We start from the raw sequence: 16486 nt of genomic DNA on the forward strand, positions 1-16486 counted from the left end.
CTAGACGCTCGCCTGCACGCGCTTGCTGAGCCCTTCTGACATGATCTGCGCGGCTTCGCGCACCATGTCCTGCAGGATCTCCTTCGCGGGACGCATTTCGTGCAGCATGCCGGAGATCTGGCCGGCGGGGTTCATCAGCAGTTCGAGCTTGTTGGCCTCGCGCGCACCCGACATGATTTCGCCGGAGATGATGCCCTGCATGCCCATGGGCAGCGCGTCGAGCTTCTGCGACTCCCAGTACTCGATCAGCGGATTGTTGATGTTGCGCATGGTCTTGCCGCTGTAGAGCCGCGTCACGCGCGTGTCCTCTTCCGTCGCGTCGATGATGCGCTGCTTGAGCAGTTCCGGCCACGATGCCTCGCGCGATACGAGGAATGCCGTGCCCACCCAGACGCCGTCCGCGCCCATCGCGAGGGCGCCGGCGATGCCGCGGCCGTCGCCGATGCCGCCGGCGGCGCAGACGGGCGTCGGCGCGACGGCGTCGATCACCTGCGGCAGCAGCGCCATCGTGCCGATGCGGCCGGTGTGGCCGCCGGCCTCCGTGCCCTGCGCAACGACGACGTCGGTGCCGCCATCGGCGACGCGTCGCGCATTCTTGACGTTGCCGACGAGCGCGATCACCTTCGAGCCGTTCGCGTGGAAGGCTTCGACGTACGGGGCGGGGTTACCGAGCCCGGCGGCGAAGACCGGCACCTTCAGTTCGAGAATGGCATCGACCTGGCTCTTCGAGAAGTTGCCGCCGAAGCCGACGCGGCGGATGCCCGCGCCCATCTCTTCCTGCGGGTCCTTCTTCGGCGGCAGCGCAAACTCCTTCTCCGCACTCTCGATGAACGCGCGGTACGGCGGCGGCAGCACGTCGCGCAGGTTCGCGGGGATTTTCGGCGCTTCTCGCTGCTCGCCGTTCGGCGGCGCTTGCTGCGGCGCGGCGACGCCGGACGGCAGCAGGATGTCGACGCCGAACGGCTTCGACGTGAGGTCGCGGATGCGGCGCACCTGGCGCTCGATCTCGTCGGCGGGCATAGTGGCGGCGCCGACGATGCCGAGGCCGCCGGCTTCGGAGACGGCGGCGACGAGTTCGGCCGTCGAGACGCCGCCCATGCCCGCAAGGATCACCGGGTACTCGATGTCGAGGATGTCGCAGAGACGCGTGCGCAGGACGGGCCGGCCCATGTTCACCTCATGTTCACGAGCGCTCGACCGTGCGCCCGGCGTCCGTCGGGAGCGCGTGGCACCTGACGTAACGGTGAGGGCACTCTAGCCCGCTCGTGAGCTTGCGATCAAGACGAGCGCGATCCTGGTATGCCGCGTCCTATGGAGACGAAGGAGTCACTCCTCGACCAGGCCGGTGGAGAGCAGGAACTGCTTCGCCTCGTCGACCGTCATGAAGATGCGCGATCCGAGCCCATCGATCGCGTCAACGACGTCGTCATCGGCGGCGTCGTCGTACGCCTTGTCGACGATGCCGGACCGTTCGATGCGGCCCTCGTTGGCCAGCCCCGCCTCGATGTAGGGGGCGACTTTGTTCCACTGCACTGGCATGCGACGCTCCTGGAATCGCGCGGAAATCGCCGCGAGTATAGCGACGGTGGTGGTTAGGCGCCGCTGTTGACGTCGAGCTTGAGGGGCTGGCACACCGTTCGATACGATAGGGGGCCGCATTCCCCGGTAGCTCAATGGTAGAGCAATCGGCTGTTAACCGATGGGTTGTAGGTTCGAGTCCTGCCCGGGGAGCCAGTTTGGTACCACAGAGCGCGAGGCGCTCTTTCTGATCGGGGTCTGGGCCAATCCGGCGGATATCCCTCCGTGTATCTCCAGCACGATCTGCCGCTCGTTGACCTCCACGCGGTTGAGCACGAGCCGCATGAGTTCCTTGCGCTCGAATGGCTTCAGTTGCTCGTAGACCGCGTGCATGTCCGCCAGCGCGCCCCGAACCGTCTCCGCCTCGACGACGAGACCGCGAACGCTGGTGAGAGCGACGTCCACCTCAGCGATGGCTTCCTCGATCTCACCCCGCTGACCGGAGAGCTGCGAGAGCTTGTCGGCCAGGAAGCGGCGTCCAGCCTCCGCGTCCATGCTGGACCACTCCCCGACCACTTTGTCCGCCATTGAGCGGACGTCGATTAGCTTCTTGTCGAGGCTCCTGCGGCGCGCCTCAAGGGAAGGCAATTCCTTTGCCAGGCGCCGATTCGTCTGCGCGACGATCGCATCCAGCAGCCCATCTTCGGATGCCAGTTCTCGCAGCCGCGCGAGGACGGCGTCTTCGACTTCCGGTGCCGTGACTTTCAACGAGCATCCGTCGCGGAGGCAGACGTAGTAGAAGTACTTGACGCCGCCCCGTCCCGTGCCGCTCCGCCCCTCCATCGCAGTATGGCAGCGGCCACAGTGCAGGAGTCCCTGGCTCAGCACGTACGTGTGGCGCGTCGGTGAAGCCCCGTTGTGGTTCGACTTGCCATTTGACTTCATCAGGCGCTGGACGGCCTCGAACTTGCGACATCGACGACGGCCGGCAGATCGCGTCGACCATCTTGTACTCGCGCTTGCCGCGCACCTTGGCCGACTTGTTGATCTCCTTCTTGGCGATGTAGGCGGGATTCTTCAGGAGGTACTGCGTCGATGACGTCGTGAACGCGCTGCCGGGGTGGTGGCGTTCCCTGCGAGAGGTGTACGACTTCGTGCGATAGCCGCGGCTGTTCAGTGCCTGCATCGTCAGTTTGATCGATCCTGACGCCAGGTAGCTGTCGAAGGCGAAGTTCACCAGAGCGACTTCGTCCGCATTGGGTACGAGGTTCCCCTTGCGTTTGCGTCGAGGTCGTAGCCTAACAGCTGACCGCCGTTCCACAGACCGCGATCGGCACGCGCAGCTGTCGCATCGCGCGTTCGCTCTGCCGCCTGCTCTCGCTCGAACTGGGCGAGCGCCATCATGATCGTGATGAACAACTTCCCCTGCGGGCTCGTGGTGTCGTAGTTCTGCTTGAGGCAGACGAACTCCACGTCGTACTGGTTGAGCACCTCGAAGAACTTCAGGAAGTCCGCGACGGAACGGCTGATCCGGTCGAGCGCCGTGCAGGCCGACCGTGGCGATGCGCCCGGCGGCGATGTCTGCGAAGAGCCGCTGCATATCGTGGCTGCGCAACGCGTCCTTGCCGGAGATCGCCTTGAGCTCGTAGACCGCCGCTTCGTTCCAGTCCTCGCGGCAGGCTGTGAACTTGTAGTCGATGTGCGCGCGCAGCCGCTGCAGCGAGATCCGTCACGTGCCGACGCGGTAGCTTCTACTTTCGGTTGGCGCGAGCAGCCCGCGGCACGCAGAGCCGCAAATGAAGGGCCGAGTTCTGCGACGAACTCGGCCCCCCGCAGGTTTCGTACGTGTTGTCAGCGCCGGCTTCCGACCTCGCCCCGCCGCACTTCGTCCTCATCGAGAATGTGGTGCTCACGTCGAAAGACGTTGGCACAAAGTCCTGCGACGATAGCAGTTGCAAGCCACAGCAGGCCGCTCTCGAACGGATTTTCGACATTGATAGCGTCAAATCCGGTGAGCAGTCCTATCACCGCCACGATCCCGGCCACCACAGCCAAGATTGTGGCGACACTGTTGCCAACCATCGTCTCCGTGTCCTTCGCGAGGCGGGCCTTATCCAAGCCCCGTCCTTGGCCGTACGTGTCTCCTTTGTTCATGAAGCCTCCTCCTTTGGAGAATGAAAGATGTTTCGCTCCATCCTAGGCAGGCATGCCGGCCCTTACAACCGAAAACCACGCGCGCGGCGGGACTGCCAGCAATTAGAGATGCTATTAGGGGCGGACTACGACGAGGGTGTATGAACCCGTCCGCAGGCGGCCGGAAACGATTGCACACCTGTTGCGTGGCTCGCGATTGGCATGGTCGCGGATGCGCGCAGTCTGAGCCGAGAAGTCGCAACGACGTGAGCACGATTGCACCGCTCTCTCGCGATAGTGATGCAATTTCCCGGCGTGGCGTCGACGGGTAAGAAATGAGGCCGCCGCGTGTGCGCACGGCGACCCTCCGCTCCCGCACCGAGGCGCCAACAGCGATCGCTCGCGTGGCGCACGTCGGCCAAGCTCACACTATCGCGCGCGATGCGCTCGCGGCGCATATGCGTCGTTCCGGCGTCTATCGAACAGCAAACAGACTGCGGTGGTTGGATACAAGCCACTGGAACCACCGGCGCCAGGGCGCTCAGGGCTGCTGCCGTTGCGCTGGCACGACGGCGTCCGACGTTCACGTTGACGGCGTGGGAGACCGGATGTTCCGCACCCCTCAGCCGGGCCGTTTCGGTGAGGCGGTCACTCGACTGCACCATTGACGAGGTGCGTTCTTGCGGTGGCCACCCTCGTCGATCTAGGATCGAAACGCATCCATAGCAGACTTCCGTCCGGTGTTTTTGTGTTCGATTCAGGAGGACCTGATGACGACGCCGACGACGCCACTGAAGCCCAATTCGACCGCGCGGCATATCTGGCTCCTGTTCAAGCTGGGGCGCATTTGCAGGGTGTGTTACGTGGTCCAGCCGACGAGCGAGTTCGAGGACACGTCGACTTGCGCGGCGGACCGAACTAGTGCGCTGCGCGCGGATTAAATGCTGCCATCGTCGATGAACACGCTATCGGACTGATGAACGATGCGAGCGGCTCGGTGACCGCTGCCTAGCGATCCCAGACTACATCCGGCAGGGTGTCCTTCGTCGTCTGGGATCGTCCTGTCGTGACGGCTTTGGTGCTCGACATTGCCGTAGCGCGCCTACTAGGCGCGGCTTCGGGGTGGAACGTTAGCTAGCAGTTCCCTGAACAACGCCACAAGGCGATCGGGTCGGCACCAGCAGTTCCAAGCTGACTTCCGTGCGTGGCCGTGAGCCTACGGCGGCCCGGAGCAACTGCTCCGACCTGGCGACGGCGAGGACGTGCTGCATCCTCAGTCCGAGATCGGGTGACGAGGCCAAAGCGATGCTGACCGAGTTGCACCTGCAGGTGCAGAAGTACACGGGGCCGTTCGAGCTGCCGGAGCCGGACGACGAGTGGCGCTCGTCGAGCGGATCGTCGAGCGCGAGATCCGTCACGTGCCGAAGCGGTAGCGTCTACTCCGGTATCGCCGTCGCTGCGGCGGAGGCCGGAGGCCCTGCGTCATCGGCAGGCCGTGACCTGTCGCGATTTCCAAGCGTCATCGCTGGGAGGCGGACGGCGAGTCGGGGTCGATCCGATGGGCCTCCCGTTGTTGCGGCGAGCGCCTGCGCCCGTAGCGCGTGCCGCACCGAACGCTGCACGCCACGTAATGATTTGTCCCATTCCGATAGTTCTTAACCGGATGCTCGGCGTCGCACCGGGGAAACTGCCATGATGCCGCTCTGACATCGGGCTGACTTCTGGCACGCGTGACATGCAGCCCGGCACTCTGTGGAGCGCGACTGGCGCTAGCGATTGGGCCTCGACCGCGTTGTTTACCCGCAGGTGGGGAAACAGAGTTTGGACGGCGGCGAGTAGATTCACCCGTTAAGCCTTGGCGTGCGCGTGCTGATGAGCACCAAACTGGGCACCCTTGTAGAATTGACCGGCTCTCACGTTCAGAACGTGTGTGCAGAGTAGAGGCCCGGAATCCTGCCCGGGGAGCCACTAACCCTTTAGATGTCGCTGCAACACCCTTCGATCGTCTCGCGACTGTTCGAAGCGGCACCGGTGCGCCATGCTTGACGCATGAAGATCGCATTCCCCAAGCGCCGCAGCTCGAACCTTGAAGACCGGCGCGGACAGCGTGCGCGCGGCGGCGGCATCGGCCGCGCGGGCGGCATGCCAATCCCGCTGCCGGTCGGGCTTGGCGGCGGCGCGACGGGCATCCTGCTCGTCGTGCTCTTGCTGGTGCTGCAGATGTGCGTGTCCGGCGGCGGCGGCGGCGGCTTCGGGTTCGACTCGCCGCTCGACACGATCCCTCAGGTGCAGCCGGATGCTCAGCCCGGCGCGCTGCCGCAGACGTCGGCGGAGGAGGAGCAACTCGTCGACTTCGTGTCGTTCGTGCTGGACGACGTGCAGGCGATGTGGGACGAGAAGTTCTTTGAAGCGGAGATGACGTACGAGCCCGCGACGCTCGTGCTGTTCCGCGATGCCGTCGACACGGGTTGCGGCACGGCCGGCTCCGATGTGGGGCCGTTCTACTGTCCGCTCGACGAGACGGTCTACCTCGATCTCGGCTTCTTCGACGATCTGCACAACCGGTTCGGCGCACCCGGCGGCTTCGCGCAGGCGTACGTCATCGCGCACGAGATCGCGCATCACGTGCAGGACCAGACCGGGATCAGCACGCAGGTGCGGCAGCGCTCGTCGGAGGACCCGGACGTGGCGAACGAGCTATCGGTGCGGCAGGAGTTGCAGGCCGATTGTCTGGCGGGCGTGTGGGGGCAGTCGACGTACGAGCGGCAACTCCTGGAGTCGGGCGACCTCGAGGAAGGGCTGACGGCGGCCTCGGCGATCGGCGACGACCGGCTTCAGAGCCAGGCGGGTCGCGACGTGAACCCGGAGACGTGGACGCACGGATCGTCGGAGCAGCGTGTGGAGTGGTTCCGGCGCGGGTTCGATTCCGGTGAAGCCGGCAACTGCGACACCTTCCGCGGCGATATCTGAGCCGGGGTGTACAGCGCCGTCCGCGGCCGCCGTCCTGTGTAAATATTTCGCTTGACACCAACTGATGATCGTGTCACGGTAGCCATCTCGCGCTTCTGATACGCTCGAAATAGCGAAACTTGGGAGCAAATGTACACCCTGCGGATGTGACCCGCAGGGTGCATCTGCAGCGGAGTCCTTAGGCGAGCCACGCTGCCCGCATAGTTTACTCATGATTCACGTTCGGTTGCGGGTGTCGGATGGATTCCGGGAAAGGGGGTGGCCCCGAGTCTAACCGTACCTTGACGCCCCGCAACGTAGACAAAGAGGAGTAACCACATGCGTAAGTACGCTCTCATCGCGGCCGCCATGGTGGCGCTCGTCGGTGGCGCCGTTGCCGTCTGGGCGGCCTACGACGTCACCGGTTCTTCCGGCGGCCAGGGCTTCACGTCCGGCTCGGCCGCGAACCTCAGCCCCGACCCCGACGAAAGTGACCTGAGTGGCATCTTGCCGGGTCAAAGCCGGTCCGTCGACGTCCTCGTCACGAACCCGAACGCCGTCGGCGTGTCGCTGTTGACCGTCGACCTGACGTTCAATGACGGCGGGCTATGCGCCTTCACGACGACTCCCTGGACGACGCCCATCGCGTTGGCCGGGGGAGCTTCTGTAGGCGTCGTCGTCGGCGTCAGCATGGGCAACGCCGACCCAAGTTGCGAAGGCAACGCCGGCCTCCTCGTGACTGCGACCGCAACCGGCACCATGCCGTAGCCATCAGGAGAGTTCTGCACGGGGGCGCGAGCCGCTCATCGCGCCCCCGTCAGGGACCGTTCGATGCCAACACTCCTGCGCAGAGGCGCTCGCTACCTGCTCCCGCTGCTGCTCGTCATTGCGATTCCGATCGTGGTGCTGGCGGCGTATGACGTCACGGGCGTGTCCGACCCCGAGCCGTTCGGCGTGGGCAGCCTGCCGACGCAGACGTCGACGCCAGCCATCGCGGCGACATCGACCGCTTCGCCTACGGCGACTGCTACCGCCACCAGCACGGCGACCGCCACGGAAACCGCGACGCCGCGCGCATGCGGCGCCGTCGCCGATGCGAGCCTCGAGTTCCGGCCCGACGAGATCAAACGCGACGGCGACGGTCCGTTCGATGTCGTGCTCAAGCTGCGCAACAGCGGCAGCCAGAGCTACGCGGTCGACGTCGTGCTGGCGTTGGACACGACGAAGGGAGCAACCTACCTCGATCGCGTTGATCTCCCGGGAGGCGCGACGTGGGCGATCGGCGGTGCGCCCGGCTCCGCTACGCTCGCAATCGGCGACATCGCGCCGCGCGGCGAGGTGAGCGTGGCGCTTCGCATCCACATGCTCGCAAGCTGGACCGCCGCGGAGGACCTCGAAGCGAAGATCCGCGTCTCAATTCATTCTGCGCTGTGTTTGCGCCATCCGTCGCTGGCGCGTGCCACGATCACGCTCGAGAGAGACGACGACAAGCACGGGCATCATGGCATTGCGGAAGACGCTCCACTTCAATCGGATACCCCGGACTCGGCGGACGAGACTTCGACCGCGTCTGCGACGGTCACGCCGTCATCGCCCGCCGGCGATGAGAGCGCGACGCCGGCGCCCACGAACACGATGGCCGCGGAGCCGACCGCCACGTCTACACCGAGTCCCACGCCCGAGGAATCTCAAGAAGACCCGCCGTAGCGTTCGCGCGGCCGCCTGGCGCCCGAGCTTAGCCGCCGGCGCCTGCGGTCGGGCGGCGGAGCGACCGGCCTTCGCGACCGGCCCCAGTTTCGCTGGCTGTAATGATTCGCCCCTGTAACGCACAAAAGTAGTGGTCTCGGCGTCCAGAGCGGCGCTGGCGGCAGTATCATGTGTTCTCGTTCGCAGGAGGTCGATATGTACGACGCAATTATCGTTGGCTCGCGATGCGCGGGCTCTCCGACCGCCATGCTGCTGGCCCGCAAGGGCTACCGGGTGCTGTTGCTGGATAAGGCGACGTTCCCGAGCGACACGGTTTCCACGCACGTGATCTGGCCACACGGCGCCGAGGTCATGGACCGCTGGGGTCTGTGGGATCGGCTCGCGGCGACGGGCTGCCCGCCGATCGGGTTGAAGATGATCTTCGACGTCGGGCCGTTCGCGCTCAAGGGCGGCGTCAGGGACACGAACGGCGGCAGAGGAGGATTCTGTCCGCGGCGCACCGTGCTCGACAAGCTGCTGGTGGATGCCGCGGTCGAGAGTGGCGCCGAATTGCGCGACGAGTTCAGCGTCACGGACCTGATCTGGCGCGACGACGCGGTCGTCGGGATCCGCGGACACGCGCGAAACGGCGAGACCGTCGAGGAGCAGGCGCGCATCGTCGTCGGGGCGGACGGCGCACACTCGTTCGTGGCGAAGGCCGTACAGGCGCCGGAGTACAACACGCTGCCGCCGCTGATCACCTTCTACTACAGCTACTTCAGCGGCGTCGACGCGGAAGACATCGAGCAGTACGTGCTGCCGTGCGAAGGCGCCGCGTACTTCCCCACGCACGACGACCTGACGCTCGTCGCAACCGCCTGGCAGTGCAAGAGGTTCCAGGAGATTCGCACGGACATCGAAGGCAACTTCATGCAGGTGCACGGGAAGATCCCTCGTCTCAAAGAGCGGCTGGCGGGCGCCCGGCGCGAAGAGAACTGGGCCGGCACTGCGGGCGTTGCCAATTATTTCCGCCGTCCCTTCGGATCCGGCTGGGCGCTCGTCGGCGACGCCGGATATGACAAGGATCCACTGACCGCGCAGGGCATCAGCGACTCGTTCATCGATGCCGAGAATCTGACGGAGGCGATCGACGCAGGATTCTCCGGATCGCTGCCGTTGATGGACGCGCTGGCAGACTACGAGACGCGCCGGAACGAGCGTGCGATGCCCATCTATCACTTCACGTGCCAACTGGCGACGCTGGAGCCGCCGCCGCCTGAGATGCAGGCGCTGTTTGGAGCGCTGCATAGCAGCCAGGAGGCGACGGACCAGTTCTTCTCCGCTCTCACCGGGTCGCTGCCGCTCCCGGCGTTCATGGATCCGGCGAACATCGGGAAGATCATGGCATCGGCCGGCGCGCCTTCGTAGCGACTTCCGGCGGGTTCAATCGATCCGCCGACACCGCGTCACAGGACGGGCTTGCGCGCAGTTGCGCTCGCGGGCTGAAGGTCCGCGGCCGGAAGTCGGCCCGCGCCAACGGGAGTGGGCAGCGGGAAGCTCCCGCACGTTCATCGCACCATGCCGTACATCTTGTTCTGCTTGGTCATCTTCAGGAAGTAGCGCAGGCGCTTCTCGGATTCCTCCGGCCGCTGCTTCATGGATCCGACGATCCAGCCGATGCGAATGCGCTTGTAGCTTTCGGGGAAGCGCTGGAAGTTCTCCCAGGTCTCGCGGTCCTTCTTCAACTCGCGCAGGATGTCTTTCGGGATCACGAACTTTGTGTCGAGATCGCCGGCGGCGGCTAGCCCCGCGGGTGTCATGCTGCCGGCATCGATGAGCCTGCGGACGCGCTCCTTGTTTAGCTCGGAGAGCGGGCTGTTAGGCCGCCTCGGCGTGAAGCGCTGGGCGCGGCTTTCGGGGCCGTGCGGTTTGAGATTGCTGTCGATCCAGCCGAAGCACAGCGCCTCTTCGACGGCGTCGTTGTACGGGATCGACGGTTTGTTGCTCGCCTTCGTGTAGTAGACGAGCCAGATCTCCTTCGCGGTCGCGGCGTGTTTTTCGAGCCACTTGCGCCACGCGCGACGGTCTTTGGCGTACAGCGTCTCGCCGAGTTCCATGCGCGTATCGTGGATGAACGAGCGCCGGCGGATCAAGCCGCAGGGGACGAGCGCGGGAAGCGGCGGACGCCAGCGATCGGATTACTTGCGGCCGTTGGCGCCGTTCTTCTTGAGTTCGGCCTCCGTCGGGGCGAGGAGCGTGCCCCGGCAGCCCGCGGCGCCGCACCGGCAGCCATAGGACTCTCGCCAACCCTTCGGTCGGCGCCCGGGCAGGTCGAGGTTGTAGTCGTACGTCAGCTCTTCATCGGCCTCGATGGTGCGGATCGCCTTGATCCAGATGTGACGCCGCTCGATCACGGACTCGCAGTTGGGCTCGCAGGAATGGTTGATGTAGCGGGCCACGTTGCCCTTCCACGTCGCATCGACCACGAGGCGGTCATCGACCGTGAACAAGAAGGTATGCGCCGGATTCGCGAGCCGCGCGTAGCGCTGGTCGGACTCGCGCGGCGTGATGCGCTCGCCCAGGTACTCGATGACGGGCGCGCCCTTACGGATGCGCTTCAGCGCGAAGACGCCCATACCCTGCATGGGAGAGCGTCGCACTTCGAGGAGGCCGTTATCGGAGAGGACGCCGTGTGCCCACGCCGCTGCAGGAATCTTGGTCTTCGGCACGCTGCTGCTGTCGTTTCCAGAACTGCGTTACTGCACGTATCGCTCGACTGTGTTCGGATCCCGCACGCGTGCGGTATCGGGATCTTGCCCCGCGTGCCGCCTGCCGCGCCGTTGGCGGAGCAGGTCCCAGCACTGGTCGAGCTGGACCTCGAGTTTGTCCAGCCGCTCGTGCCTTTCGGGCGCGGCCTCGGCATTCGTCTCTTCCAGCAGCGCGTGCTCCTCATCCACCAACCTCTGGATCGTGGCGAGAAGGTCTTTGTCGTCCATGTGCACCTCGAAGCAGTCTTCAAAGCAGCATAGGCCCGCGTGCCAGCGGGCTACAGCTTCGCGGGAAGACGGCTTACTTGCAAGTGCGTTTCAATTAGCGCTCGATGACGAGGCGCGAGAGGTCCGCGTCCGGACGCGGTTTCGGCGCCGCGGCCTCGGCGGGATAGCCGAGCACGATGAACGCCTGCGCGACGTAGTCCTCCGGAAGATCGAGCGCCTCTCGGCACGCCTCCGGCGCGAAGAGCGGCGCCGAGATCCAGTAGGACGCCAGCCCCGTCGCGTGCGCGGCGAGCATCATGTTCTGCATCGCGGCGCCGATCGACTGTTGCGCCATCGCCCACTCGTTGCGCGCGCGCCGCTCATCGGGCCATGCGCGCAGGCCTTCATTCGTCAGGCATGCGAGCACGAGCGCGGGCGCGGACGTGATTTGGCGCTCAGACTTGCGCAGCAGGCGATCGATGAGGGCCGGCGGATGGCCGTCGCGCTCGAGGTCGGCGCGCCAGGCTTCGCCCATGAATTGCACGAGCTTCGGGCGCGATCGCGGCAGCACGAGGACGTAACGCCATGGCCGCGTGTGGTGCGGCGCCGGCGCCAGCACGGCGAGTTGCAGCACATCGTCGATGATGTCGTGCGGCACGGGGCGGTCGGCGAGTTGCCGCAGCGACCGGCGCGTGCGAATCGCCTCGATGACGTCCATCAGCGCGCCTGCGCGGCGTAATGCGCCCGCGCTTCGAGCCAGCCGGCCGTCGCGGCGCCGAGCGGCAAGCCGGGGAGCGCGGCGAGGTCCTCGGGGGCGTCGACGTCGAACGCCAGCCGTTCGTTCGTCAGTTCGACGATCTCGACCTGCGCCTGCGCGGCGGCGGCGATGTGCGCTTCGGCGCTATCGACGCCGAAGCGCATGGGCAGCGCTTCCGGCGGGCGCATGGCGAGCGCGTTGGTGCCGTTGTCACGCGCGCGGACGATGACGGCGCGCGCACCCGCATCGCCAAGCGCTTCGACGACGCCGCGAATGTCGTCGGCACGGACGAGCGGGATGTCGGCGGGGAGGATCGTCAACTCCGCGACCGCGACGCGACGCGCCATGTAGCGCTGAGCGAACGTGAGGCCGTCGTTGAGGCCGCTGAGCGTCGCAGGCTCGGCGAGCGGCTTGGCGCCGAGTTCGCGGGCGTGCCAGAAGACCTCGCTGTCGCTGCTCACGACGGCGATCAGGTCGAAGCACGCGCTTTCGCGACATGCCGTGATGACGTCGGTGAGCATGGCGAGCGCCAGTTCGGAGCGCGCCTCGCGGTCGAGCACGCCGGCGAGGCGCATCTTCGCGCCGGCCAGGTCTTTCATGGGGATCAGGGCGCCGCGCATGGCACTCATTGAACCGCGCCGAGCGTGACTTCGGCCAGCGCGCGCTTTTCGTCCGGCCCGCGCATGATCGTCTGCGCGACGACGGCGCGCACGCCCGCCGCTTCGACTTCCGGCGCCAGGGCGCGGTCGACCTCGTCGATCACGAGCACCTCCAGGAAATCCGCGTAGGCTCTCGCCACGCCCGCCGCGCTGGGCTCGATGCCGAGCGAGGCCATCATGCGGTCCGCCGGCCCCTTGATCGTCTTGCCGCCGACGATCGGGCTGATGCCAATGACGCGCGCCGTCGTCTGGTTCAGCGCGTCACGGACGCCGCGCACCGCCAGCAGCGGCCCGATGCTGACGACCGGGTTGCTCGGCGCGACCGCGATGACATCGGCGGTGAGGATCGCGGGCAGCACGCCGGGTGCCGGCCGCGCGACGTCGATGCCGTCGAAGCGCACGCTCACCACGTCGTCCTGGGTGCGGCGCTTCACGAAGTACTCCTGGAACGACAACTCGCCGGCGTCCGTCATGACCATCGTGCGCACGCGGTCGTCGGTGACGGGCAGGATCGTCATGTCCAGTCCGAACGCTTCCGCGATCGAGCGCGTCGCGTCCGAAAGCGACGCACCCTTGTGCAGCATCTGCGTGCGATGCGCGAGCGTCGCCAGGTCGGCGTCGCCGAGGTTGAACCACGTGTCGTACCCGAAGCGCTTGAGCGCGCCAAGCGCGTTGTACGTCTCGCCGGCGAGCCCCCAGCCCTGCTCCGCATCGACGGCGTGGGCAAGCGTGTAGATGACGATGTCGATGTCCGGCGACACGCGCAGCCCGAAGAAGTCCTCGTCGTCGCCGATGTTCGAGATGACGGTGATGTCTTCCTGCGGCATGACCTGCACAAGGCCTTCGAGGAAGCGCGCCGCCCCGACGCCGCCGGCCAGCACGGTGACGTTCACGTTCCGCTTTCCATCGGCGATGTCTCGGACGCACCGCAATCAACACTCGGTAGCTCCCCCTCTCCGCCTGACGGAGAGGGGGTCGGGGGGTGAGGTTCGCCGTAACGCGCCGCCGATCTCAATGCTGGCACTACTGAAAACTGATGACTTACAACTGACAACTAAACAGCCATATGCGCGATCGTGACTCCTTCGCCGCCCTCTTCGAGGCGCGCTTCTTCGTACGACTTGACGAGCGGGTGCTTCGCGAGGAAGTCACGCACCTGGCGGCGCAGCGTGCCCGTGCCCTTGCCGTGAATGATGCGTGTCCACGGCAAGCCGGCGCGAAACGCATCGTCCATGTAGCGCTCGACGAGCGGCATCGCTTCGTCGACGGTGTGTCCGCGCAGATCAAGTTCGACGGGCACGTCGACCGGCGCCGGCGCGGTGATCGTCACGGCGCCGTGCGCCTTGCTGGGCGCCGGACGCTGCACGCGTTCGACCTGTGAGAGCTTGATACGGCTGCGCAGCGGACCGAGGCGTACCTGGAGTTCGCCCTTCGCGTCCGGCTCCGAAAGCGCTTCGCCGAAGCGGTCCATGCCGCGGATCCAGACGAGGTCGCCTTCACGGATCGATTCGGGCGGCGGGCCGGCCGGCACCTTCGCGACGCGCGGCTCGCGACGCGGGCGGCGTCGATGCGCGCGCTCCGCGGCCTTCGCCGCTTCATCGGCGGCCTGCTTGAGCTTCGCCGCCGCCTCGACCAGCTTGTGCTTTTCGATGTCGCGCTCCGCTTCGGCGAGTCGCGCGCGCGCCTGTTCGATCTCGCGGCCCGCTTCCTCGCGCGCCTCCCGCAGGATGCGCTCGCGCTCGTCTTCGACGTCGTCGAGGCGGGCTTCGAGGCGCTCGCGGATCTCCTCCGCCTCGCGGCGGGCGATCTCTTCGGAGCGGCGCGATGATGCGGCGTGCTCGCGCTCGCGGTGGATGTCCGACAGCATCTCCTCGACGTGGCGCTGCTCGGGCGCGATCGAGCCGCGCGCGTCTTCGATGATCTCGCGCGGCATGCCGAGCCGCTGCGCGATCTCGAGCGCGTTGCTGCGGCCCGGCAGACCGATCGAAAGCCTGTACGTCGGTGAGAGCGACTCGACGTTGAACTCGACCGAGGCGTTGATCACGCCTTCGGTGGCGTGCGCGAACGCTTTCAGTTCGCCGTGGTGCGTCGTCGCGATCGCCAGCGCCCGCAACTCCAGCAGTTCGCCGAGGATCGAGCGCGCCAGCGCCGAGCCCTCGGTGGGGTCGGTGCCGGCGGCCAATTCATCGAGCAGCACGAGGCTCTTCGGGCCGGCGGTGTCGAGGATGCTGATGATGTTCGTCATGTGGCTGCTGAACGTCGACAGCGACTGCTCGATGCTCTGCTCGTCGCCGATGTCGGCGAAGATGCTCTGGAAGACGGGGATCTTCGTGCCGCGGTCCGATGGCACAGGCAGTCCCGCCTGCGCCATCAGCGAAAGCAGCCCGGCTGTCTTCAGCGCGACCGTCTTGCCGCCGGTGTTCGGACCCGTAATCAGGAGCACCCGGTACGGGCCGCCGACCGTGATTGTGGTGGGGACGACGGGCTTCTTCAGCAGCGGGTGCCGCGCCTGCACCATGTGCAATTGCTCGGGCGCTTCGACGATCCACGGCTGGTCGTCGCCTTCGTACGGCAACTCCGGCGCGTCGATCTCGTCGCCGAAGCGCACCTTCGCGAGCGCGAGGTCGAGGTGCGCGAGCACGTCGACGTTCGTCGTGATGCTGTACGACGCGGCGCCGACCTCGGCGCTGAGCGCGCGCAGGATGCGTTCGACCTCGCGCTCCTCTTCGAGCTGCGCCTCGCGCCAGCGGTTCGCCAGGTCGACGACGGCGAGCGGCTCCATCCAGACGGTGGCGCCGCTGCTGGAAACATCGTGGACGATGCCCTTGAGCTGGCCGCGATAGTCCTGCTTGATCGGAATGACATAACGACCGTCGCGGAGGGTGATAATCGGCTCCTGCGCCACGCCCTTCGAGACGTTCGTCGCGAGGATCTCCTGCATGCGCTGGTAGAGGCGGTCGTGCAGCGTGCGCACTTCGCGCCGGATCGAGCCGAGCGCCGGGCTCGCCTGGTCCGTCACCTCGCTGCGCTGGTTGATGCTGCGGTTGATGTCTTCGATCAGCCGCGCCAGCGGTTCGATGACGGAGACGGAGTCCGCGAGCAGCGGCAGCGTCTCGTCGAGTTTGCCGATGGCGTACTTGAGGTCGCGGGCGCACTCCAGCGTGGACGCCACGTTCAGCAGGTCTTCGGGCAGCAGGATGCCGCCGCGCTCCGCCTTCTCCGCCAGCGGCCGCACGTCGTGCGCGCCCTGGAGGCCCGTGCGCGGCTTCATCTGCAGCAGGCGTCGCGCCTCCGCGGTCTCGCGCTGGCGCTTCAGGACCGTCGCGTAGTCGGTCGAAGGCTCGAGGGCGAGCGCGAGTTCGCGGCCGCCGGAAAATGCCGCGTGCCGCGCCAGGCGGGCGAGGATCTTGTCGAACTCCAGTGTCCGTAGCGCGTGAGCGTCCATGGTGGGTGAAGTGTAGCGGCACGCGGCACGCGCTAGCCGTCGTCGGTCGTGAGTGAATTCGAATCGCAACCTCGGGGGAACGACGGCTTGTACCTGCGTCGTAAGGCTATGATTCAGAACTGTGCTTACGAAAGCGCCGGTCGAACTGCCCATGGCTTTACCGGCAATGTACGTGCATGGGCTTGGTGGGACGAGATTTTCTCAATTATGGCCATGTCCGCCGGGGTCCGCACTACCACCTGCAGGGCAGCCGTTAGACGTGCTACACGGTATCCACCAGTAGTATGAGCCGGACATGTCGCGGTACGCGGTGACCTGCCCCCCGAAAACTGATCCAGTCTAAATGAGCGTCCTCCGGGATAAT

General features: G+C 66.2%; 18 protein-coding genes and 1 tRNA gene. 7 read left to right on the top strand and 12 right to left on the bottom strand.

What is annotated here, in order from left to right; translation table 11 throughout:
* Both WEB52_05845 and WEB52_05850 read right to left on the bottom strand, forming a co-directional pair.
* Complete coding sequence (locus WEB52_05845) at positions 1-1170, bottom strand: nitronate monooxygenase (protein ID MEX2225955.1); 1170 nt, start codon at positions 1168-1170, stop codon at positions 1-3.
* Between the two features lie 156 nt (positions 1171-1326).
* Entirely contained in the window at positions 1327-1539 is a 213-nt protein-coding gene (locus WEB52_05850) for a hypothetical protein (protein ID MEX2225956.1), read from the bottom strand.
* Between the two features lie 120 nt (positions 1540-1659).
* Here WEB52_05850 and WEB52_05855 point away from each other — a divergent pair.
* Positions 1660-1734: transfer RNA gene (locus WEB52_05855), tRNA-Asn, on the top strand.
* 69 nt (positions 1735-1803) lie between these two features.
* Positions 1804-2109, top strand: coding sequence for a hypothetical protein (locus tag WEB52_05860; GenBank protein MEX2225957.1), 306 nt, complete (start codon positions 1804-1806; stop codon positions 2107-2109).
* A gap of 43 nt (positions 2110-2152) precedes the next feature.
* Here the strand turns inward: WEB52_05860 and WEB52_05865 are convergent, their stop codons facing one another.
* Genes WEB52_05865 through WEB52_05875 form a run of 3 tightly spaced genes read right to left on the bottom strand, consistent with a single transcriptional unit; the run spans position 2153 to position 3672 of the window.
* Positions 2153-2755 carry a recombinase family protein gene (locus WEB52_05865; protein ID MEX2225958.1) on the bottom strand — a complete coding sequence of 201 codons (603 nt, stop codon included), beginning with the start codon at positions 2753-2755 and terminating at the stop codon, positions 2153-2155.
* Positions 2752-3354: a recombinase family protein gene (locus WEB52_05870; protein MEX2225959.1), complete on the bottom strand. Its 603-nt coding sequence runs from the start codon at positions 3352-3354 to the stop codon at positions 2752-2754. Before WEB52_05870 ends, WEB52_05865 begins: the two co-directional genes overlap by 4 nt.
* Before the next feature lie 15 nt (positions 3355-3369).
* Entirely contained in the window at positions 3370-3672 is a 303-nt protein-coding gene (locus WEB52_05875) for a hypothetical protein (protein MEX2225960.1), read from the bottom strand.
* Positions 3673-4421: 749 nt separating this feature from the next.
* Between WEB52_05875 and WEB52_05880 the strand changes: the two genes are divergently transcribed.
* The 5 genes from WEB52_05880 (at position 4422) to WEB52_05900 (ending at position 9714) form a co-directional block, all read left to right on the top strand.
* On the top strand, positions 4422-4592 hold the full coding sequence (locus WEB52_05880) for a hypothetical protein (GenBank protein MEX2225961.1): 171 nt from the start codon (positions 4422-4424) through the stop codon (positions 4590-4592).
* 1108 nt (positions 4593-5700) lie between these two features.
* The gene (locus WEB52_05885) at positions 5701-6621 is read left to right on the top strand and encodes a neutral zinc metallopeptidase (GenBank protein MEX2225962.1); all 921 of its coding nucleotides are present in this window, start codon (positions 5701-5703) and stop codon (positions 6619-6621) included.
* 318 nt (positions 6622-6939) lie between these two features.
* Positions 6940-7368: a hypothetical protein gene (locus tag WEB52_05890; GenBank protein MEX2225963.1), complete on the top strand. Its 429-nt coding sequence runs from the start codon at positions 6940-6942 to the stop codon at positions 7366-7368.
* A gap of 63 nt (positions 7369-7431) precedes the next feature.
* Positions 7432-8307 carry a hypothetical protein gene (locus WEB52_05895; GenBank protein ID MEX2225964.1) on the top strand — a complete coding sequence of 292 codons (876 nt, stop codon included), beginning with the start codon at positions 7432-7434 and terminating at the stop codon, positions 8305-8307.
* A 195-nt stretch (positions 8308-8502) separates the two neighbouring features.
* Entirely contained in the window at positions 8503-9714 is a 1212-nt protein-coding gene (locus tag WEB52_05900) for an NAD(P)/FAD-dependent oxidoreductase (GenBank protein ID MEX2225965.1), read from the top strand.
* Positions 9715-9854: 140 nt separating this feature from the next.
* Here the strand turns inward: WEB52_05900 and WEB52_05905 are convergent, their stop codons facing one another.
* From WEB52_05905 to WEB52_05935, 7 genes are all read right to left on the bottom strand, one after another.
* Positions 9855-10403 carry a YdeI/OmpD-associated family protein gene (locus tag WEB52_05905; GenBank protein ID MEX2225966.1) on the bottom strand — a complete coding sequence of 183 codons (549 nt, stop codon included), beginning with the start codon at positions 10401-10403 and terminating at the stop codon, positions 9855-9857.
* Positions 10404-10484: 81 nt separating this feature from the next.
* The gene (locus WEB52_05910; protein ID MEX2225967.1) at positions 10485-11015 is read right to left on the bottom strand and encodes an SET domain-containing protein-lysine N-methyltransferase; all 531 of its coding nucleotides are present in this window, start codon (positions 11013-11015) and stop codon (positions 10485-10487) included.
* A 27-nt stretch (positions 11016-11042) separates the two neighbouring features.
* Entirely contained in the window at positions 11043-11282 is a 240-nt protein-coding gene (locus WEB52_05915; GenBank protein ID MEX2225968.1) for a DUF2630 family protein, read from the bottom strand.
* A 94-nt stretch (positions 11283-11376) separates the two neighbouring features.
* A complete protein-coding gene (locus WEB52_05920) occupies positions 11377-11979 on the bottom strand; it encodes a nitroreductase family protein (protein MEX2225969.1) in 603 nt (200 codons plus the stop codon).
* Positions 11979-12638, bottom strand: a complete 660-nt coding sequence (cofC, locus tag WEB52_05925; GenBank protein ID MEX2225970.1) for a 2-phospho-L-lactate guanylyltransferase — start codon at positions 12636-12638, stop codon at positions 11979-11981. Before cofC ends, WEB52_05920 begins: the two co-directional genes overlap by 1 nt.
* Before the next feature lie 5 nt (positions 12639-12643).
* A complete protein-coding gene (gene cofD / locus WEB52_05930) occupies positions 12644-13570 on the bottom strand; it encodes a 2-phospho-L-lactate transferase (protein MEX2225971.1) in 927 nt (308 codons plus the stop codon).
* A gap of 161 nt (positions 13571-13731) precedes the next feature.
* Entirely contained in the window at positions 13732-16122 is a 2391-nt protein-coding gene (locus WEB52_05935) for an endonuclease MutS2 (protein ID MEX2225972.1), read from the bottom strand.
* Between the last annotated feature and the right edge of the window lie 364 nt (positions 16123-16486).

The sequence above is a fragment of the Dehalococcoidia bacterium genome, from assembly GCA_040902535.1.
In the GTDB taxonomy this organism is placed as follows: domain Bacteria; phylum Chloroflexota; class Dehalococcoidia; order DSTF01; family JACRBR01; genus JBBDXD01.